The following is an 18,236-nucleotide window of genomic DNA, read 5'->3' on the forward strand; positions in this document are numbered from 1 at the left end:
CCGGTAGAGAGGAAGGCCCGATTCTACTGGACTATTCGTTCACCGGACCGCGGGGCTCACTCGTCCTTCGCGGCGGCGCCGAGCAGGCGGTCCTTGGCCGACAGCAGCTTCTGCACCCGGCTGCCCATCTTCATCAGCTGGGCCATCGATTCTGGCGACAGCCGCTGCATGTCGTCGAACCATGTATTGGCCATGTCGACCAGTTCATGCATCTCGCGCATGCGCTGCTGGGCAAAGGCATCGTCCGGCGTGCCGGCCTTCACCAGCAGCGATTCGCGCAGTACCGACAGCGTGGGCAGCACTTCGCGGCGGCGCCGTTCGGCCGCCACCACGCGGAAGATTTCCCACACATCGCCCAGCGACGTGAAGTATTCGCGCCGGTCGCCCGGCAGGCGGCTCTGGCGCACCAGGCCCCAGGCCTGCAGTTCCTTCAGGCCGATGCTGACGTTGGAACGGGAGATGCCGAGCTTTTCGCCGATATCGTCGGCATGCATCGGCCGCTCGGTGACGAACAGCAGCGCGTAGATCTGCCCCACCGTGCGGTTGATGCCCCAGCGGCTGCCCATCTCGCCGAAGTGGCTGACAAAGGTTTGGACAAGTGGCGTCACGTTGTGCACTTTTCGAAGTTTCAGGAAATCCGATTATCTCACGGCACCGACATGGCCCCGGCTTTCACTTCGTTATCAGTCCAGCAATATCCGACCGCGCCACTCGGGCTTCCTGACAGCAATAAAATTTTCAGGCATACTTTCAATAATTCCTGAAAGTTCAAAAGATTTGGTAAACCCAAAACACCAGACGTGACCGACACCATGCGCATTTCCCCCAATCCAGTGACAGCCCGGCGCCCGCCCCCCGCCGCCGGGAGCCTGCGCGCCGCACTGGCGATCGGCGCGGCGCCACTGCTGTGGATCCCTCAGGCCGCGCTGCTCGCCTGGGCGGTGCAAGGGCTCGCCGACGGCGCCGGCCTGGCCACGCTGGCCAGCGCCGCCATCGCTTACCTTTTGCTGGGCCTGGCCCGTGCCAGCGCGGAGGCCTGGGCTGCGCGCCGGCTGTACACCGCATCGCGCGAGCGCGTCACGGTGCTGCGCGCGGCCGCCGCCCGGGCGCTGGCCGGCCGTTCCCCCCTGGACCGCGGCCGCCTGCCTTCCGGCGCGGCCGCCAGCGTGCTGGCCGAGCAGGCCGAAGCCGTGCTGCCCTGGCTGGTGCGCTACCAGCCAGCGCGCTGGCGCGCGATGCTGGTACTGCCGGCGATCGCGCTGGTGGTCGCCACGCAATCCTGGGCGGCGGCGCTGATCCTCGCCGGCGCCGCGCCGCTGATCCCGCTGTTCATGGCCGTCATCGGCTGGCGCGCCAGGGATGCCAGCGCCGCGCAGCTGCAACTGGCGGGCGGGATGAACGGCTTCCTGCTCGACCGGCTGCGCGGCCTGTCGACGCTGCGCGCGCTCGGCGCCGTCGATGCCACGGCCACGCGGCTGCGCGCGACCGCCGAAGCGGTGCGCGCCGGGACGATGCGGGTGCTGCGCATCGCCTTCCTTTCCTCGACCGCGCTGGAACTGTTCTCCGCGCTGGGCGTTGCGCTGGTGGCCGTCTATATCGGCTTCCACCTGCTGGGACAGATCGATCCGGGCAGCTGGGGCCACCGGCTGACGCTCGAACAGGGCCTGTTCATCCTGCTGCTGGCGCCCGCATTCTTCGAACCGCTGCGCGAACTAGCCGCGGTCTGGCACGACAAGGCGGCCGGCGAGGCGGCGCTGGCGGCGCTCGACGCACTGCATGGCGACAGCATGCCGCTGCCGGGTGCGCTGGCCGCTCCCGTGGCGGCACCGGCCGGCGCCGTGGCGGTCGACGTCGACGACCTGCACTTCGCGCATGCCGGGGAGGCGCCGCTGTTCGCCGGCGCAGCGCTGCACATCGGCGCCGGCGAACACGTCGCCCTCGTCGGCCCAAGCGGCAGCGGCAAGACGGCGCTGCTGTCGCTGGTCGCCGGCCTGGTGCCCGCCGCGGCCGGCACCGTGCGCATCGGCGGCGTGGCGCTGGACGGGGACAGCGCGGCTGGCCTGCGCGCACGCATGGCGTGGATCGGCCAGAAACCGCACGTCTTTGCCGGCACGGTGCGCGGCAACGTCTCTTTGGAACGCCCCGGCGTGACCACGGCCGGCGTCAGCGCCGCCATCGACCGCGCCGGCCTGGGCCACGTGCAGCACGCCACGCCGGACGACAGCCTGGGCGAAGGCGGTACCGGCCTGTCCGGCGGCGAGCTGGTACGGCTGGCCCTGGCCCGCGCCGCCGTACTGCCGCAGGCCGGCCTGCTGCTGGCGGACGAACCCACCGCCCACCTCGACCGCGACACCGCGGCCGGCGTGGTCGACGCGCTGCTCCGGCTGGCCGAAGGCCGCACGCTGGTCGTCGCCACCCACGACCTGGCGCTGGCCCGCCGCATCGGCCGCGTGATCGACATCGGCGCGCTGCGCGGCATGCGGGAGGCAGCATGAAGCCCTTACGCACACAGCTCGTGGACAGCGATGTGGCGCGGGTGCTCGCGCTGTTCGCCCGGCATGGCGGCCGCCGGCTGGCGCTGGGCGCGTTCCTCGCCACGGTGGTGGTGCTGGCCGGGATTGCGCTGCTGGGCACGTCGGGCTGGTTCATCACCGCCACCGCGCTGGCCGGTGCCGGCGCGCTGTTCAACGTGTTCGTGCCGAGCGCCGCGATCCGCCTGCTGGCGCTGGGCCGCACGTTCGGCCGCTACGCCGAACGGCTGGTCACGCATGATGCAACGCTGGCCGTGCTGGCCGCGCTGCGCGAACGCCTGTTCCGCGGCTGGGCCGGGCCGGATGCCGCGCGCGCCCTGCTGCGCCGGCCGTCGCGCCTGCTGTTCCGCCTGACGAGCGACATCGATGCCCTGGAATCGGTCTACCTGCGCCTGCTGGTACCGGCACTGGCCGCGGGCGGCGCGGCACTGCTGGCCGGCCTGGTGCTGGGCGCCATCGACTGGCGGCTGGGCGCGGCGGTCTGCGCCTGGCTGGTCGTGGCCGGCACCGGCACCGCCGTGGTCGTGGCACGCCGGGCCCGGCCGGCGGCACTGCGCCGGGCCCGCGCGCTGGAACGCCTGCGCGCCGGGGCGATCGACCTGGTCGCCGGCCAGGCCGACCTGGCCATGGCCGGGAGGCTGCCGGCGCAATGCGACCAACTGTATTACCGCGACCTGCAACTGGCCCGCGCCGACGACGCGCTGCACCGCCTGGAGACCCGCGCCGGCTGGACGTACGCCGCGGCGGGCCATGTGACCGTAGCCGGCGTGCTGCTCGCGGCCGGGGCACTGGCCCGGCACGGCGCAGTGGGCGCGCCTGGCGCCGCGCTGGCCCTGCTGGTCGCGCTGGCGGCGCTGGAACCGTTCGCCGCGCTGCGGCGCGGTGCCATCGAGGCGGGCCGCAGCTGGCTGGCGGCACGGCGCATCGCCCCGCGCCTGCGTGCGCAGGGCGTCCCGTGCGCACAGCAGCTCAGCGCCGGCGCGGCCAGCGGCGACGCATTGACGCTGCAAGATGTCACGGTCCAACACTCAGGCCGCGAATGCGCCGCGTTGCGCGACGCCAGCCTGCGCATCGCCGCCGGCGAACGGGTCGCCGTGGTCGGCGCCAGCGGCGCCGGCAAGTCCACGCTGCTGGCGCTGGCCGCGGGCGAACTGGCGCCGCAGTCCGGCACTGTGCGCGCATTGCCGTGCACCTGGCTGACGCAGCGCACGGAACTGTTCCAGGACACCCTGCGCGACAACCTGCTGCTGGCAGCGCCCCAGGCCGGCGACGAGCGGTTGTGGGAAGCACTGCGCGCCGCCGGGCTGGAACAGGACGTGCGCCGCTTCGCCCGCGGCCTCGACACGCCGCTGGGCGAAGGCGGGCTGGGCCTGTCCGGCGGCCAGTCGCGCCGGCTGGCGCTGGCCCGGCTGCTGCTGCGCGATGCCGCCTTCTGGCTGCTCGACGAGCCGACCGAGGCGCTCGATGGCGCCACGGCCGCCGACGTCCTGGCGCGCCTGGCCCGGCACGCGGCCGGCCGCACGGTGCTGGTCGCCACGCACCTGCGGCGCGAAGCGGCACTGGCCGACCGCCTGCTGGTGATGCGCGGCGGCCGCCTCGTCGCCGACGTGCGGCGCGGCACGAACGAATTCGACGCGGCGCTATCGGCGCTGCGTCCCGACTGAACCGGATTTTTGATCGCTGTTACTTGTTTGTTGATACTAGAAAGGATTCACCATGGAACTCGACGTTGTCGGGCTCTCCCGACTGCAGTTTGCGCTGACGGCGCTGTACCACTTCCTGTTCGTCCCGCTGACACTGGGCCTGTCGATGCTGCTGGCCATCATGGAAACCGTGTATGTGATGACTGGCCGCCCGATCTGGCGGCAGATGACGAAGTTCTGGGGCGTGCTGTTCGGGATTAACTTCGCGATCGGCGTGTCGACCGGTCTCGTGATGGAATTCCAGTTCGGCATGAACTGGAGCTACTACAGCCACTACGTGGGCGACGTGTTCGGCGCGCCGCTGGCGATGGAAGGCCTGATGGCCTTCTTCCTGGAAGCCACGTTCGTCGGCCTGTTCTTCTTTGGCTGGGACAGGCTGACGAAAACCCAGCACCTGGTCGTGACATGGCTGACGGCGATCGGCACCAATTTCTCGGCGCTGTGGATCCTGATCGCCAACGGCTGGATGCAGAATCCGGTCGGCGCCGCGCTCAATCCGCAGACCATGCGCATGGAAGTGACCGACTTCTTCGCCGTGATCACGAACCCGGTGGCGCAGGCCAAGTTCGTGCACACGGTGTCGGCCGGCTATGTCGTCGCCGCGCTGTTCGTGCTGGGCGTGTCCGCCTGGTACCTGCTGAAGGGCCGCCATGTCGACCTGGCGAAGCGCTCGCTGACGGTGGCGGCCTCGTTCGGCCTGGCCGCGTCGCTGTCGGTGGTCGTGCTGGGCGACGAAAGCGGCTACCTGTCGACCGAACACCAGAAGATGAAGCTGGCCGCGATCGAAGCCATGTGGCATACCGAAAAGGCGCCGGCGCCGTTCACCGCGTTCGGCTTCCCCGACCAGGAGGCCCGCGAGACCCACTACGCGATCCACATCCCGTTCGTGATGGGCCTGATCGGCACCCGCTCGCTCGATACCGAGATCCCCGGCATCCACGAACTGGTGGGCGTTGCCGAGACGCGCATCCGCGAAGGCATCCAGGCCTACGACGCGCTGGAACAGATCCGCGCGCTGGGCGGCAATGCCACGGTACCGGCCGCGCTGCAGGCCCGCTTCGAGGAACACGGCGCGGTACTCGGCTACGCGCTGCTGCTGAAGCGCTACGTCGACGATCCGCGCCAGGCCACCGACGCGCAGATCCGGCAGGCCGCCAACGATACGGTACCGCGCGTCGCCCCGCTGTTCTGGTCGTTCCGCATCATGGTTGCGCTGGGCATCTACTTCATCGCGCTGACCGCCACGTTCTTCGTGCTGTCGGCGCGCCGCAGGCTCGATGCGTACCCGTGGCTGCTGAAGCTGGCCGTGCTGTCGATCCCGCTGCCGTTCGTCGCCGCCGAAGCGGGATGGATCGTCGCCGAACTGGGCCGCCAGCCGTGGGCCATCGAAGGCGTGCTGCCGACGGCGGTGGCGGTGTCGAACCTCGGCATCGGCACCGTGCTGGGCACGCTGATCGGCTTCGTGGTGCTGTACACGATCCTGCTCGTGATCGAGATGAAGCTGATGCTGAAAGCGATCCGCAAGGGCCCGGACGCCGAACTGGCGCCCGTTCCCGCGAAACCGGCGGCCGTTCCCCACGCCGCCGCATTGATGACTACGGAGTGACAACATGATTCTTCATACCCTGCTCGACTACGACACGCTGCGCTTCACCTGGTGGATCCTGCTGGGCGTGCTGCTGGTCGCCTTCGCCGTGACGGACGGCTTCGACCTCGGCACCGGCGCCCTGCTGCCCTTCGTGGCCAGGACCGACCTGGAACGCCGCGTCGTCATCAACACCATCGGCCCCGTGTGGGAAGGCAACCAGGTCTGGCTGGTGCTGGGCGGCGGCGCCATCTTCGCCGCCTGGCCGCAGCTGTACGCGGTGTCCTTCTCCGGCTTCTACCTGGCGATGGCGGCCGTGCTGCTGGCGCTGATCCTGCGCCCGGTCGGCTTCAAGTACCGCAGCAAGCGCGACGAACCGCGCTGGCGCGCCGCGTGGGACTGGGCGCTGTTCGCCGGCGGCCTGGTGCCCGCGCTGATCTTCGGCGTGGCCATGGGCAATGTGCTGCAGGGCGTCCCTTTCCGCCTGGCGCCGGACATGCAGATCTACTATGAAGGCAGCTTCTTCGGCCTGCTGAATCCGTTCGCGCTGCTGTGCGGCCTGGTGTCGGTGGCGATGCTGGTGATGCACGGCGCCGGCTGGCTGGTGCTGAAGACCGATGGCGCGGTCGCGGCCCGCGCGCGCGCCTGGGGTATCGGCGCGGCCGTGGCGACCGTCGTGCTGTACGCGGCGGCCGGCGCGGCGCTGTGGAGCTTCATCGACGGCTACCGGATCACCAGCGAGGTGGTCACCGCCGGCGCGTCGAACCCGCTGTTCAAGACCGTGCAGGCGGGCGCCGGCGGTGCCTGGTTCGCCAACTATGCGGCGCATCCGTGGACCATCGCCGCGCCGGCGGCCGGCTTTGCCGGCGCGCTGCTGGCGATGCTGGCCCTGGCGCGGCGCCGGGAAGGCGCGGCCGTGCTGTGTTCCGGCCTGTCCGTGGCCGGCATCGTGCTGAGCGTGGGCGCCTCGATGTTCCCGTTCATCCTGCCGTCCTCCCTCCAGCCGGCGGCCAGCCTGACCGTGTGGGATTCGTCGTCCAGCCACCTGACGCTGTTCATCATGCTGGTCGGCTCGGCGATCTTCCTGCCGCTCATCGTGTCGTACACCAGCTGGGTCTACAAGGTCATGTGGGGCAAGGTCGACGCGGCAGGCATCAGCGGCGGCAAGCAGCACGCCTATTGAATCGATATCGACACTAGAAAGGAAACATCATGTGGTATTTCGCCTGGCTCCTGGGCCTGCCCCTCGCCGCCGCGTTCGCGGTACTGAACGCGATGTGGTTCGAACTGGTCGACGATGCGCAGCGGCGCCCCGCTCCCTCCCCGTCTCCCGCGCCGCTGGAGGACGACGAACCGGCGCGCCTGCGCGCCTGAGCGCAACAACATCGGGCTACGACGGCGCGCCGCTGCGCAGGCTCTTGCGCACATAGCCCGGCAGGTTCGGATTGCCCAGCAGCCGTTCGATGAAATCCTCGTCGTCGACGGCGGTGAGCGGATCGAGCGCCATCGGCCGCACCGGCGCCTCGGCCGCGGCACGGGGCGCGACTTTCCCGCCCGGCGCGGCAAACGCCGCCGCCCTGGCGCGACCATGGCCGTGCGCATGTTCGTGCGCATGGCCATGTCCATGGCCGTGTTCCCCGTCTTCCATGTCCAGTTCCAGCCGCCATTCCTCACGCGCCGCCATGCCCGCGCCCCGCGCCATCAGCCCGGCGGGAGGCGCTTGCTCTTCGGCGAGCCTGGGCAGGTTCGCCAGGCCATGGGCCAGCTTGTCCACCGCTTCGGCCAGCGTCATGCCGCCCATCGCATCGTCACCCTTTTCAACCAGGTCGATGTGATATTGCTTGCCGCCGATGGTGCACGACTCGCTCGTCAGCGGATCGGCGGCGGTCAGCGCGCCTGCCTCGGCCACGCGGATACGCCCGTCGATGAGGATGGCGCGGATCGCCGTCTCTTCCGCGTCGATCAGCGCGGTGTACGGGTCGGCGTTGATTCCTTCGATGACCAGCAGGTCGGCGCGCAGGCCGGCGGCGATGGTGCCGACGTGGCGGGCCCAGCCCAGCATCGCGGCCGGCTGCGACGTCACCATCTCCACCAGTTCGCGCGGGCTGAACAGGCCGCCCCGTTTCGCGCTGACGGCACGCGCCACTTTCAGCTCGCCGAGCAGGTTCTTGCAGCCACTGGGGCTCCAGTCCGCGCCCAGCGCGATCGGCACGCCGCGTTTTTTCGCGGCGGCGACATCGGCGGTCCTGCCATACAGCAGCAGGTTGCTGGTGGGCGACCAGACCATGCCGGCGGTGCGCGCCATCACGTCGAAGTCGCGCGACTTCAATCCCACGCAGTGGATGCAGATCATCGACTTGCCGACGGCCCACTTGCCGTCGTCCAGCAGCAGGTCGCGGAAGCGCTGGCGCGCGACGCGGTCCGTGCCCTCGCTCAGGTGATAGAAGAACGGCATGCCCGTCGCCAGTGCCGGCACCAGCTTGCTGGCGATTTCGTCGGGATGGTAATCGAGCGTCTGGCAGGCGGCCGTGGGCCAGTCCTGCTCGAGCGGCTGTTCGACGTTGCGCACCAGCCCCTCGAACAGCTTGCGCGTGCCGTTCGACGACGACAGCGACATGCCCTGCGCCGTGGTCACGCCGCCGAACAGGCTGCGGCATTCCGCATAGCGGATGATCGCCCGCGTGTAGCCGGCGTCCGGATGCCGGGCCAGCAGGCTGGCCGGCCGGGCCACGTCGGATTGATAGCTGGCCTCCTCCGTGCGCCACTGGTTGCGGTTGGTGTAGCGCTTCGGCACCTGCCACAGCGGCAGCATGTTGTAGGTGAGGTGGTTGTGCAGGTCGATCAGGCCGGGGAAGATCGTGCCGCCCGTGGCGGTGACGGCGACGCCCGCGAAGCCGGCCGGCAGCGGCTCGCCCTGGCCGAGTACCGCGACGATCACCGCCCCGTCGATGCATACGCGGCCCTGCCGGTGGATCGTGCGCCGGCCGTCCATCGTGACGATATCGCCGGCCAGGATCTTCCTGCGACCCAGCTGCGTGATGTTGTCCTGCGCACTGTCCCGCGCATTGTCCTGCAGCTGGACGTCATTGAAGTGGATCATCGTGTCTCCCTTGCGCCATTGGTGGCGGATATCGGCAAATGAATGCCGGCGAGGATGGCACGGGATGCACGGCGAAAGTTCAGTGGAATTGTAGTCGGATTGTCGGTATCCGGTTGCAATAAGGATCAGCGGGAGGAGCAGCAGTGATACGCCAGCCCGGCTCGGTACGCACCGCTTCTACGAGCCGATGCGGTAGAACCGTGCGGCGTTGCCGCCAAAGATCGCCTGGCGCGACGGTTCGTCCAGGTGGGCCAGCAGCGCCTCGCTGGCCGCCAGCCAGCGGCCGTAATCGGCCGCCAGGTCGAGCACAGGCCAGTCGCTGCCCCACAGCACGCGGTGCGCGCCGAACGCCTCCAGCACGTGCGCCGCCCAGGGGCGCAGCCGCTCCACCGTCCAGTCCCGCCCCGCCTCGGTGACGAGGCCGGACAGCTTGCAGTGCACCTGCGGCAGCGCGGCCAGCCTGGCGATATCGTCGCGCCACCCGGCAGTGGCGCCGGCGTCGCCCGCCGCGATATCCGGCTTGGCGATGTGGTCGATGACGATCGGCAGCTCCGGATGGCGCGTGGCGAAGGCCAGCAGCGGCGGCAGGTGGCGCGGCAGCACCAGCGCGTCGAACGCGAGGCCATGGCGCAGCATGGCCTCCACAGCCTCGCCGAGCGCAGGGTCGTCGATCCAGCGCGGATCGTCGAGACCCTGCAGCATCGGCCGCAAACCGCGCAGCCGGCCGTGCGCGGCCAGCGCGGCGATGCGCCGCGGCGCATCGGGCGCCTTCAGGTCCGTCCAGCCCACCACGGCGGCGACGAACGGATAGCGGTCGGCCAGGCCGAGCATGTAGCGCGTATCGGCTTCGTCGGGCAGCGACTGCACCAGCACGGTGGCGTCGATGCCGTGTTCGCGCAGCAGCGGCTGCAGGTCGTCCGGCTCGACATCCCGGTGGATCGCGGCCAGTTCCGGCGGCGGCCATCCGCCGCCGCGGGCCGCCAGGCGCCAGAAATGCTGGTGGGCGTCGATCCTCATGCGGCCTCCACGTGCAGCGCGGCATACAGCCGGGGTTGCGGCAGGCCCGTCTCCAGTTCGCTGGCCAGCGCAACCAGCGGCAGCAGCCGGCGGCGCTTCTTCTCGGCATGGTTCTGGGCGATGTCGGCCAGCCGGTGCGCGAGGAACGGATTGCCGAAGCGCTCGCGCACTTGGTCCACGTAGGCGCGCGCCTCGGCTCCTTCGCCCAGCGCGTCGAAGACCGGCAGGATTTCCTCGTCCCACAGGGCTTCGAGCTCGCGCCGCCGCGCCGGATCGGCCATCGCCTGCCGCACCGTTTCATCGGCAGCGCCGTCCCCGGCCAGCCAGAGCTCGGCCAGGAAGGTGTGCGCGGCATTGAGCAGGAACAGCTTGCGCCGCTCGTACGGCGCCAGCCGGTCCGTCACGACAAAGCCGGGATGGCGGCATGGCAGCACCATGCCCGGCTGCGCTTCGGCCACCCACAGCGCGTAAGGCTCGGCCACCGCGCCGGCCGGTTCGATCGCTTCGGCGACGATGCGGTCCACCAGCGAATCGATCCAGAGGCAGCGGCTGCGCAGCCAGTCGATGAAGTCCTCGTCCAGCCGCCATGCGCGCGCCAGGTTCGCCACCGTGTCGCGTAGCACGCTGCCATTGCCGGCCACCAGTTCGCATGGGTAGAGGGTGACGGGTGCGCCGCCATGGCGCCAGCGCCAGTGCAGCAGCACCAGCAGCTTGGCCGGGAACCCGCGCGGCGGCACGTCGCCATCGAGCAGGTGCGGGCCATCGCCGCCGGCCGGCTCGTAGCCGCGATCGCCCGTGTTCGACACGATCACCTGCACCGTCCCGGCCACCAGGTCGCGGATCGCCGCCCAGTCGCGCGCCGCATCGAAGCCGGCCGCGATCGCGGTCACCCGGCGTTCCTCGTCGATCACCTGCCCGCCCGCGCGGCCGCGGATGCGCACCGGGTAGCCATCCGGCGCGGCCAGCGCGGCGATGCGGCGCAGGCTTTGCGGGTTGCCGGTGGTCTGCACCACCGCGATGCGGCCCAGCGCCTCGCCACGCCGCAGTGCCTCGTCGACGAACAGGTCGACATGCGCCTGCAGGAAGCGGCTGGTACCGAATTGCAGGATCGAGGTCGTGATGGGCATGGGGCGCGTCTCCGGTCGCGTGGTTCCGTGATGTGGGCCGCCCGATTGTACTGTATATATTTTGGACATTCAATCACGGTCCCGCTGCGGGCATCACAAGTTTTAACGCCCGCCGCGCCGCTGCGCGCCTATGCTTTTCCTACCGGCCAACGCAACACGAAAGGAGAACGAATGGATAGCGAAACCGTGCAGGTCGCCGTGCAGGACGGCGTGTTCGACTGCCTGCTGGTGCGCCCCGCGGCGCCCGGGCCGGCCCCCGTGATCGCCGTGCTGCAGGAAATCTTCGGCGTGAACCCCGGCATCCGCAGCATCGCCGCGCACTATGCCGAAGCGGGCTACCTGGCGCTGTGTCCCGACCTGTTCTGGCGCAGCGAGCGCCATCTGTCGATGTCCGAAACGGATCCGGCCCACGCCGAGCGCGGATTCGCACTGTACAACGCCTACGACTTCGACCGCGGCGTGGACGATATCGCGGCAGCCATCGCGCTGGCGCGCACCCTGCCGGGCAGCTCCGGCAAGGTGGGCGTCACCGGCTACTGCCTGGGCGGGCTGCTGACGTTCCTGGCGGCGCGCACCGATGGCGATGCGTTTGCCGCCTACTACGGCGGCGGCACCGAGCGTTTCGTCGACCGCGCCGCCGGCATCCGTGCGCCGCTGCTGTATCACCTGGCTGAAGAGGACGAATACATCGGCCGCGACGCTCAGCTTGCCATACGCGCCGCGCTGGCCGCCGTGCCCTCCGCAACCGTACACAGTTACCCCGGCTGCAACCACGCGTTCGCGCGCCCGGGCGGCAGCCACTACGACGCGGCCAGCGCCACGCTCGCCAACGACCGTACCGACCGCTTTTTCGCGCAGACGCTGCGCTGACCGACGAAAGGACATCCCATGCTGACCAATAACCACGATGTGAATGAAGGGCGCCACGCCGCGTTCGCGGCCGGAGCGGTCCTTGCCGCGGCCGAGGCCGAGGCGGTGCCGGTGTCCGCCGCCGCGGCACCTGTGCGCAAGAACGCCAGCACCATCACCACGCGCGACGGCGTGGACATCTACTACAAGGACTGGGGCAAGGGCCAGCCGGTGGTGTTCAGCCATGGCTGGCCGCTCAGCGCCGACAGCTGGGAATCGCAGATGCTCCACATGGCCGATAACGGTTTCCGCGCGATTGCCCACGACCGCCGTGGCCACGGCCGTTCCAGCCAGCCGTGGGACGGCAACGACATGGACCATTACGCCGACGACCTGGCCCAGCTGATCGACACGCTGGACCTGCACGATGCGATCCTGGTCGGCTTTTCCACCGGCGGCGGCGAAGTGGCCCGCTATGTCGGGCGGCATGGCACGAAACGCGTGGCCAGGCTGGCGCTGATTTCCGCGGTGCCGCCCCTGATGGTGCAAACGCCCGACAATCCGCTCGGCCTGCCCGTGGAAACGTTCGACGGCATCCGTGCCGGCCAGGCGGCCAACCGCGCGCAGCTCTACCATGACATTCCGGCCGGCCCCTTCTACGGCTTCAACCGGCCCGGCGCGAAGGTGTCGCCGGGGCTGATCCAGTCGTGGTGGGCGCAGGGCATGATGGGCGGCCACAAGAATACCTACGACTCGATCCGTGCATTCTCGGAAACCGACTTCCGCGCCGACCTGGCGAAATTCGACCGGCCCACGCTGATCATCCATGGCGACGACGACCAGATCGTGCCGATCGATGCGGCCGGCCGCGCCTCCGCGAAGATCGTGCAGCACGCGAAACTGATCGTTTATTCCGGCGCGCCGCACGGCCTGACCGACACCCACAAGGAACAGGTGAACGCCGACCTGCTGGCCTTCGCACGCGCCTGACCTTCCCATACCAGAGAGGAATCCGCATGAGAACAGCATCTCGCATCAAGGCCTTTCCCGCCGCCGCACTCGCGCTGGCGATGTTCTGCCCCGGCCCCGCCGGCGCCCACGAAGGCAAGGGGCATGGCCATCAGGAAAAGGAACAGAAGGAGCAGAAGGAACACAGGGGCGGCATCCGCAGCGCGCCGGCCAAGGGCGTCAAGGCCGACTTCGACATCTTCCATACGAAGATCACCACCGAAGGCAACGTGGCGGTGTTCCACATTGCCGTGTCCGGCAAGGCCGGCAAATCCCTTCCCAGCAAGGTCGGCAAGCTGGCCGGCAGCGCGGTGTTCTCGTACGTGTGGCCGACCACGATCGACCCTTCCGCGATCGGCTTCGAGGCGAAGAGCGGCATCCTGGCCTTCGCGGTCACGTCGCATCCCGATTTCGACGACACGCCGCTGTACGACGAGAATGGCGACGGCGACCTGGCCAACGACGGCGACCTGTGGCATTCGCACTGGGTGGTGCTGCAGCTGGACGACGCCTGCGGCAAGGGTGCGCTGAAGGTGGTCGACATCCCGGAAGGCACGAAGCCGAAAGTGCCGAAGACATGGCCCAACCTGCCGATCCTGATCGACAGCCCCGGCTGGAGCCCTGTGTTCAAGGGCACCGACCTGACGGTGCGCGTGCCGTTCGACGACATCGGCGCCGTCAACAACGCCGGCTTCGACGGCGTCAGCGCGGCACTGCGCGTCAATGCCAGCGTCCACAGTCCGCTGCTGTGCGTGGCGAACGTGTTCAAAGTCGCCTCGGGCAAGCTGACGTTGCCCGGCAAAGTCAATCAGTAACACCCCATCCAGGAGAGAACATCATGAAACGACAGGCATTGATCGTCATCGACGTGCAAAACGATTATTTCCCCGGCGGCAAATGGGAACAGGCGGGCATGGATGCCGCTGCCGCCAACGTGGCCGCGCTGCTGGCGCACTTTCGCGCCCGGCAGGCGCCGGTGGTCCACATCCGCCACGAATTCCCCAGCGAAGACGCGCCATTCTTCACGCCAGGCTCCGAAGGCGCCGCGATCCACCCGACGGCGGCGCCCGCGCCGGGCGAACCGGTGCTGCTGAAGCATCACATCAATTCGTTCCGCGACACGCCGTTGCTGGACACGCTGAAGGAGCACAGCGTCGAGGAAGTGGTGATCTGCGGCGCGATGAGCCACATGTGCGTGGATGCATGCACTCGCGCGGCCAACGATTTCGGCTTCGCCGTCACGGTCGTCCACGATGCGTGCGCATCGCGCGACCTGGAATTCGACGGCGTGCGGGTGCCGGCGGCGCACGCCCATGCGGCGTTCATGGCGGCGCTGGGCTTCGCCTATGCGCGCATGAGCAGCGCCGGGCAATTCATCGATACGGTCCACTGAAGGGAGGCATCATGTTCGGACTCACATCGCTCGGCACGCTCCACACGGCCATCAGCCTGGTGGCGCTGGCCGCCGGCTTCAGCGCGCTGGCGCGCAGCGGCCTGATCGGCTGGCACACCCGGCATGGCCGCGTCTATGTGGTGGCCACGCTGCTGACCTGCCTGACCGGCTTCGGCATCTTCCGCCGCGGCGGCTTCAACGAGGCCCACATGCTGGGCGTGATCACGCTGCTGACGCTGGGCGTGGCCTGGCTGGCGGCACGCCGGCGGCTCGGCAGCCGCTCGCCGTACGTCGAAACGGTCGCGCTGTCGCTGACGCTGTACTTCCACTTCATTCCCGGCATCACGGAAACCTCGCTGCGGCTGCCGGTCGGCGCGCCGCTGGCCGCCAGCACCGAAGAGCCGTGGCTGAAGGCGGTCGTCGGCGCGCTGTTCGTGCTCTTCCTGGTCGGCGCATGGCTGCAGGTGCGCCACCTGCGCGCGCTGCACGGTACGACACCACAGCCGCAAGCCAGCGCGGCGTAGGCATGCACCATGGCAGCGTCAGCCGCCGCGCGCGACGCTGCCGACGAAACTGTAGCCGCGCCCCGGCACGTTGGCGATATAGCGCTCCTTGCCGAGCGCGCGGCGCAGCATGGCGACATGCACGCGGAGGCTGCTGTCCTCGACGATCGTGCCGGGCCAGATGCGCGCCTCCAGTTCCCCGTGGCTGAGCACCTCGCCCGGCCGTTCCGCCAGGGTTGCCAGCAGGTCCAGCGCCCTGCCGCCGAGCCGCAGCACGGCATCGTTGCGGAACAGCCGGCGCTGCGCCGTATCGAGGCGGAATTCGCCGAACAGCAGTATCGGACACTCTCCGCCCGCCTGCCGTTCGTCCAACTTTTCGTTCATTCCCATGACCTTCTCCCGAAATCGATGCGGCAGGCACGTGCCTGCCGCCATGCAGGTCAGCGCAGTTCCGTCAGTTGCGCAATGGCGCGCGCCACGCCGTCGCCATAGTCCGGATCGCAGCGCGAACAGTTGTCGATGTGGCGCGCCTTGACGGGGGCCGAGGCGCCGGCGATCGAGCGCGCGGTATTCTCGAACAGCGCCTGCTGCTGCGCCGGCGACATCTTGCGGAACAGCACGCGCGGCTGGCTGAAGTAATCGTCGTCGACGCGGTGGTTCCAGTGGTCCGCCGCGCCCTCCAGCGACAGCGGCGGCTCGCTGAAGTCCGGCTGCTCGATCCATTCGCCGCGGCTGTTCGGCTCATACGAGGTGGCGCCGCCCATGTTGCCGTCGGTGCGCATCTGGCCGTCGCGGTGATAGCTGTGCACCGGACAGCGCGGCGCGTTCACGGGGATCAGGTGGTGGTTGACGCCGAGCCGGTAGCGCGCCGCGTCGCCATACGAGAACAGCCGGCCCTGCAGCATCCGGTCCGGCGAGAAGCCGACGCCGGGCACCACGTGCGCCGGGTTGAACGAGGCCTGCTCCACTTCGGCGAAATGGTTGTCCGGATTGCGGTTGAGTTCCAGCACGCCCACTTCGTGCAGCGGGTAGTCGGCATGGGGCCATACCTTGGTCAGGTCGAACGGGTTGTACGGGCAGGTGGCCGCCTCGCGCTCCGGCATCAGCTGCACGTACAGCGTCCAGCGCGGGAAGGCGCCCCGCTCGATGCTGTCGTACAGGTCGCGCATGTGGCTTTCCCGGTCGCCGCCGATCAGCGCGCCGGCTTCCGGATCGGTGAGATTCTCGATGCCCTGCTGCGTGCGGAACGTGAACTTGACCCAGTGCCGCTCGCTGGCCGCGTTGATGAAGCTGAACGTATGGCTGCCGAAGCCGTGCATGTGGCGGTAGCTGCGCGGGATGCCGCGGTCGCTCATCACGATCGTCACCTGGTGCAGCGCCTCGGGCAGCAGCGTCCAGAAATCCCAGTTGTTGTCGGCGCTGCGCATGCCGGTGCGCGGGTCGCGTTTCACCGCGTGGTTCAGGTCGGGAAACTTCAGCGGGTCGCGCAGGAAGAACACCGGCGTGTTGTTGCCCACCAGGTCCCAGTTGCCCTGCTCCGTATAGAACTTGACGGAGAAGCCGCGGATGTCGCGCTCGGCATCGGCTGCGCCCCGTTCGCCGGCCACGGTGGAAAAGCGCATGAACACGTCGGTCTGCTTGCCCACTGCCGAGAACAGGCGCGCACGGGTGAACGGCGTGATGTCGTGCGTGACCGTGAAGGTGCCGTGCGCGCCCGCACCCTTCGCATGCATGCGGCGCTCGGGAATGACTTCGCGGTCGAAATGGGCGAGCTTTTCGAGGAACCAGACATCCTGCAGCAGCGCCGGTCCGCGCGGGCCGGCGGTCATGGTGTTCTGGTTGTCGACGACGGGCGCGCCGGCGGCGGTGGTGAGGTGCTTCATGATGGGTCCTCCTGGGTGGGTGGCGGCAGGCGCGGGATCGGCGCCGAGTCCATCATGGAATGGCCCTGGGGACCGGACAAGTTAAACGGTGTTAAACCGCCCGGCCTCCTTCACTGTTTTTAACTGGCCCCGCCGTGCATCCATCCCTAACATGGCTGGATGCACCACCGTTTGCCAACCACCACGGAGCCCGCCATGAAAGTCAACGATTCGATCGCCCTCGTCACGGGCGCCAACCGCGGCATGGGCCGCGCCTGGGCCGCCGCGCTGCTGCAGGCGGGCGCGTGCAAGGTGTATGCGGCGGCGCGCGATCCGGCCACCGTCGACCTGCCCGGCGCGATCCCGATACGGCTCGACATCACCGACGCGGCACAGGTGGCGGCTGCCGCCCGCGAATGCGCCGACGTGACGCTGCTCGTCAACAATGCCGGCATCGCCCGTGGCGGCGAGCTGCTGGCTGCCGACGGCGACGACGTGCTGCGCCACGAACTGGAAACCAACCTGTTCGGCACGCTGGCCATGTGCCGCGCTTTCGCCCCCGTGCTGGGCGCCAACGGCGGCGGTGCGCTGATCAACGTGCTGTCCGTGCTCAGCTGGATCAGCCTGCCCGGTGCCGGGCCCTACTGCGTGGCCAAGGCCGCCAGCTGGTCGATGACGAACGGTATCCGGCACGCGCTGCGCGCCCAGGGAACCCAGGTACTGGGCGTGCACGTGGGGTTCATGGAAACCAACATGACGGCGCACGTGCCAGGCCCGAAGGCGGCACCGGCGGACGTGGTGCGCCAGGCGCTGGCGGCACTGGAAGCGGGTGCCGCGGAGATCCTGGCCGACGACCTCACGCGGCAGGTCAAGCGAGGATTATCGGCTGATCCGGGCGCCTATCTGCTGCCGCCGGCCTGAGCCGCGTTTGCCCCGCGGCTGGCTGCGCCGGCAAGGATTGCAGCGGCACCGGCTGCGTCGGTACCGGTTGCAGGCCGGGCGGCACCAGCCGCGTCACGGGCGCGGTGAAGCAGTAGCCGCGGCCGGCGTAGTTGACGATGTACGGGCAATGCCCGTCTCCGCCGAGCAGCTTGCGCAGAGCCGCGATCTGCACCCGCAGGTTGACCTCTTCCACCACCGTGCGCGGCCATACGGCGCGCATCAGCACGCGGTTCTCCAGCACCTGGCCGGGATGCCCGGCGAGCTGCGCCAGCAACTCGAGGGCGCGGCCGCCGACCGCCACCGGCACGCCGTCGCGCAACAACTGGCGGCGCGCCAGGGTCAGTTCGAAGTCCAGGAATGCGAGCGTCTCGAACGAAGCGGTCTCCATACGTATTCCCTCCAAACAAAATTCGTTATTCAGGTTGTGACATCGTTTGCAACCGCGGAAACAGGTGCCCATGCCGATGTTGATTTGACGCCGGGAAAGAGCATAATGAAAGAATAACGGGCACTGGCATCCCCGCAACAGGCTCGATCGGGGGTAGCAGGCGGTACCGCCGGCCGCCACCGGAGCCCGGACAACACCATTACGCGACCACGATCGCAGGGGATGTGG

Annotated in this window: 18 protein-coding genes; 11 read left to right on the forward strand and 7 right to left on the reverse strand. The window is 69.2% G+C overall.

Annotated features, from left to right (window positions below; genetic code table 11):
- Positions 1-56: 56 nt before the first annotated feature.
- Positions 57-608 carry a GbsR/MarR family transcriptional regulator gene (locus tag FHS02_RS29850; protein WP_229422474.1) on the reverse strand — a complete coding sequence of 184 codons (552 nt, stop codon included), beginning with the start codon at positions 606-608 and terminating at the stop codon, positions 57-59.
- Between the two features lie 204 nt (positions 609-812).
- Here FHS02_RS29850 and cydD point away from each other — a divergent pair, with 204 nt between their 5' ends.
- The 5 genes from cydD to cydX are packed head-to-tail and all read left to right on the forward strand — an operon-like array spanning position 813 to position 7,193.
- Positions 813-2,495 (forward strand): thiol reductant ABC exporter subunit CydD, encoded by a 1,683-nt coding sequence (gene cydD, locus FHS02_RS29860; RefSeq protein ID WP_137312201.1) that lies wholly within the window; start codon positions 813-815, stop codon positions 2,493-2,495.
- Complete coding sequence (cydC, locus tag FHS02_RS29865) at positions 2,492-4,195, forward strand: thiol reductant ABC exporter subunit CydC (protein ID WP_137312200.1); 1,704 nt, start codon at positions 2,492-2,494, stop codon at positions 4,193-4,195. The genes cydD and cydC overlap by 4 nt, the downstream gene beginning before the upstream one ends.
- A 52-nt stretch (positions 4,196-4,247) precedes the next feature.
- A complete protein-coding gene (locus FHS02_RS29870; protein ID WP_137312199.1) occupies positions 4,248-5,840 on the forward strand; it encodes a cytochrome ubiquinol oxidase subunit I in 1,593 nt (530 codons plus the stop codon).
- 4 nt (positions 5,841-5,844) lie between these two features.
- Entirely contained in the window at positions 5,845-7,002 is a 1,158-nt protein-coding gene (cydB, locus tag FHS02_RS29875) for a cytochrome d ubiquinol oxidase subunit II (protein WP_137312198.1), read from the forward strand.
- A 29-nt stretch (positions 7,003-7,031) separates the two neighbouring features.
- Entirely contained in the window at positions 7,032-7,193 is a 162-nt protein-coding gene (gene cydX / locus FHS02_RS29880; RefSeq protein ID WP_137312197.1) for a cytochrome bd-I oxidase subunit CydX, read from the forward strand.
- 16 nt (positions 7,194-7,209) lie between these two features.
- On the opposite strand, the gene FHS02_RS29885 is transcribed toward cydX, so the two are convergent.
- From FHS02_RS29885 to FHS02_RS29895, 3 genes are all read right to left on the reverse strand, one after another.
- Positions 7,210-8,919 carry an amidohydrolase family protein gene (locus tag FHS02_RS29885; protein ID WP_137312196.1) on the reverse strand — a complete coding sequence of 570 codons (1,710 nt, stop codon included), beginning with the start codon at positions 8,917-8,919 and terminating at the stop codon, positions 7,210-7,212.
- A gap of 177 nt (positions 8,920-9,096) precedes the next feature.
- The gene (locus tag FHS02_RS29890; RefSeq protein ID WP_137312195.1) at positions 9,097-9,936 is read right to left on the reverse strand and encodes an amidohydrolase family protein; all 840 of its coding nucleotides are present in this window, start codon (positions 9,934-9,936) and stop codon (positions 9,097-9,099) included.
- On the reverse strand, positions 9,933-11,057 hold the full coding sequence (locus FHS02_RS29895; RefSeq protein ID WP_175424970.1) for a mannitol dehydrogenase family protein: 1,125 nt from the start codon (positions 11,055-11,057) through the stop codon (positions 9,933-9,935). The genes FHS02_RS29890 and FHS02_RS29895 overlap by 4 nt, the downstream gene beginning before the upstream one ends.
- A gap of 177 nt (positions 11,058-11,234) precedes the next feature.
- Between FHS02_RS29895 and FHS02_RS29900 the strand changes: the two genes are divergently transcribed.
- The 5 genes from FHS02_RS29900 to FHS02_RS29920 are packed head-to-tail and all read left to right on the forward strand — an operon-like array spanning position 11,235 to position 14,837.
- Positions 11,235-11,933 carry a dienelactone hydrolase family protein gene (locus FHS02_RS29900; RefSeq protein WP_137312193.1) on the forward strand — a complete coding sequence of 233 codons (699 nt, stop codon included), beginning with the start codon at positions 11,235-11,237 and terminating at the stop codon, positions 11,931-11,933.
- Positions 11,934-11,951: 18 nt separating this feature from the next.
- Entirely contained in the window at positions 11,952-12,902 is a 951-nt protein-coding gene (locus tag FHS02_RS29905; protein WP_137312192.1) for an alpha/beta fold hydrolase, read from the forward strand.
- 26 nt (positions 12,903-12,928) lie between these two features.
- Positions 12,929-13,735, forward strand: a complete 807-nt coding sequence (locus tag FHS02_RS29910) for a hypothetical protein (protein WP_229422473.1) — start codon at positions 12,929-12,931, stop codon at positions 13,733-13,735.
- A 23-nt stretch (positions 13,736-13,758) separates the two neighbouring features.
- On the forward strand, positions 13,759-14,313 hold the full coding sequence (locus FHS02_RS29915) for a cysteine hydrolase family protein (protein ID WP_137312191.1): 555 nt from the start codon (positions 13,759-13,761) through the stop codon (positions 14,311-14,313).
- 11 nt (positions 14,314-14,324) lie between these two features.
- The gene (locus FHS02_RS29920; RefSeq protein ID WP_137312190.1) at positions 14,325-14,837 is read left to right on the forward strand and encodes a DUF2306 domain-containing protein; all 513 of its coding nucleotides are present in this window, start codon (positions 14,325-14,327) and stop codon (positions 14,835-14,837) included.
- Positions 14,838-14,855: 18 nt separating this feature from the next.
- Here the strand turns inward: FHS02_RS29920 and FHS02_RS29925 are convergent, their stop codons facing one another.
- Positions 14,856-15,200, reverse strand: a complete 345-nt coding sequence (locus FHS02_RS29925; RefSeq protein WP_137312189.1) for a winged helix-turn-helix domain-containing protein — start codon at positions 15,198-15,200, stop codon at positions 14,856-14,858.
- Positions 15,201-15,256: 56 nt separating this feature from the next.
- Positions 15,257-16,699 (reverse strand): catalase, encoded by a 1,443-nt coding sequence (locus FHS02_RS29930; RefSeq protein ID WP_137312188.1) that lies wholly within the window; start codon positions 16,697-16,699, stop codon positions 15,257-15,259.
- A gap of 195 nt (positions 16,700-16,894) precedes the next feature.
- Between FHS02_RS29930 and FHS02_RS29935 the strand changes: the two genes are divergently transcribed.
- Entirely contained in the window at positions 16,895-17,599 is a 705-nt protein-coding gene (locus FHS02_RS29935) for an SDR family oxidoreductase (RefSeq protein WP_137312187.1), read from the forward strand.
- Here FHS02_RS29935 and FHS02_RS29940 read toward each other — a convergent pair.
- Positions 17,547-18,008, reverse strand: a complete 462-nt coding sequence (locus tag FHS02_RS29940) for a winged helix-turn-helix domain-containing protein (protein ID WP_175424674.1) — start codon at positions 18,006-18,008, stop codon at positions 17,547-17,549. The two genes, FHS02_RS29935 and FHS02_RS29940, sit on opposite strands and share 53 nt — an antisense overlap.
- Between the last annotated feature and the right edge of the window lie 228 nt (positions 18,009-18,236).

This window comes from Pseudoduganella umbonata (assembly GCF_014192225.1).
In the GTDB taxonomy this organism is placed as follows: domain Bacteria; phylum Pseudomonadota; class Gammaproteobacteria; order Burkholderiales; family Burkholderiaceae_D; genus Rugamonas; species Rugamonas umbonata.

Bases quoted from the DNA above. Each gene is read 5' to 3' on its own strand.
- FHS02_RS29910 (WP_229422473.1), top strand. From the start codon at position 12,929: ATGAGAACAGCATCTCGCATCAAGGCCTTTCCCGCCGCCGCACTCGCG.
- FHS02_RS29930 (WP_137312188.1), bottom strand. From the start codon at position 16,699: ATGAAGCACCTCACCACCGCCGCCGGCGCGCCCGTCGTCGACAACCAG.
- FHS02_RS29940 (WP_175424674.1), bottom strand. From the start codon at position 18,008: ATGGAGACCGCTTCGTTCGAGACGCTCGCATTCCTGGACTTCGAACTG.
- FHS02_RS29885 (WP_137312196.1), bottom strand. From the start codon at position 8,919: ATGATCCACTTCAATGACGTCCAGCTGCAGGACAATGCGCGGGACAGT.
- FHS02_RS29920 (WP_137312190.1), top strand. From the start codon at position 14,325: ATGTTCGGACTCACATCGCTCGGCACGCTCCACACGGCCATCAGCCTG.
- FHS02_RS29905 (WP_137312192.1), top strand. From the start codon at position 11,952: ATGCTGACCAATAACCACGATGTGAATGAAGGGCGCCACGCCGCGTTC.
- FHS02_RS29870 (WP_137312199.1), top strand. From the start codon at position 4,248: ATGGAACTCGACGTTGTCGGGCTCTCCCGACTGCAGTTTGCGCTGACG.
- FHS02_RS29890 (WP_137312195.1), bottom strand. From the start codon at position 9,936: ATGAGGATCGACGCCCACCAGCATTTCTGGCGCCTGGCGGCCCGCGGC.
- FHS02_RS29915 (WP_137312191.1), top strand. From the start codon at position 13,759: ATGAAACGACAGGCATTGATCGTCATCGACGTGCAAAACGATTATTTC.
- cydC (WP_137312200.1), top strand. From the start codon at position 2,492: ATGAAGCCCTTACGCACACAGCTCGTGGACAGCGATGTGGCGCGGGTG.
- cydD (WP_137312201.1), top strand. From the start codon at position 813: ATGCGCATTTCCCCCAATCCAGTGACAGCCCGGCGCCCGCCCCCCGCC.
- cydB (WP_137312198.1), top strand. From the start codon at position 5,845: ATGATTCTTCATACCCTGCTCGACTACGACACGCTGCGCTTCACCTGG.
- FHS02_RS29935 (WP_137312187.1), top strand. From the start codon at position 16,895: ATGAAAGTCAACGATTCGATCGCCCTCGTCACGGGCGCCAACCGCGGC.
- FHS02_RS29900 (WP_137312193.1), top strand. From the start codon at position 11,235: ATGGATAGCGAAACCGTGCAGGTCGCCGTGCAGGACGGCGTGTTCGAC.
- cydX (WP_137312197.1), top strand. From the start codon at position 7,032: ATGTGGTATTTCGCCTGGCTCCTGGGCCTGCCCCTCGCCGCCGCGTTC.
- FHS02_RS29925 (WP_137312189.1), bottom strand. From the start codon at position 15,200: ATGAACGAAAAGTTGGACGAACGGCAGGCGGGCGGAGAGTGTCCGATA.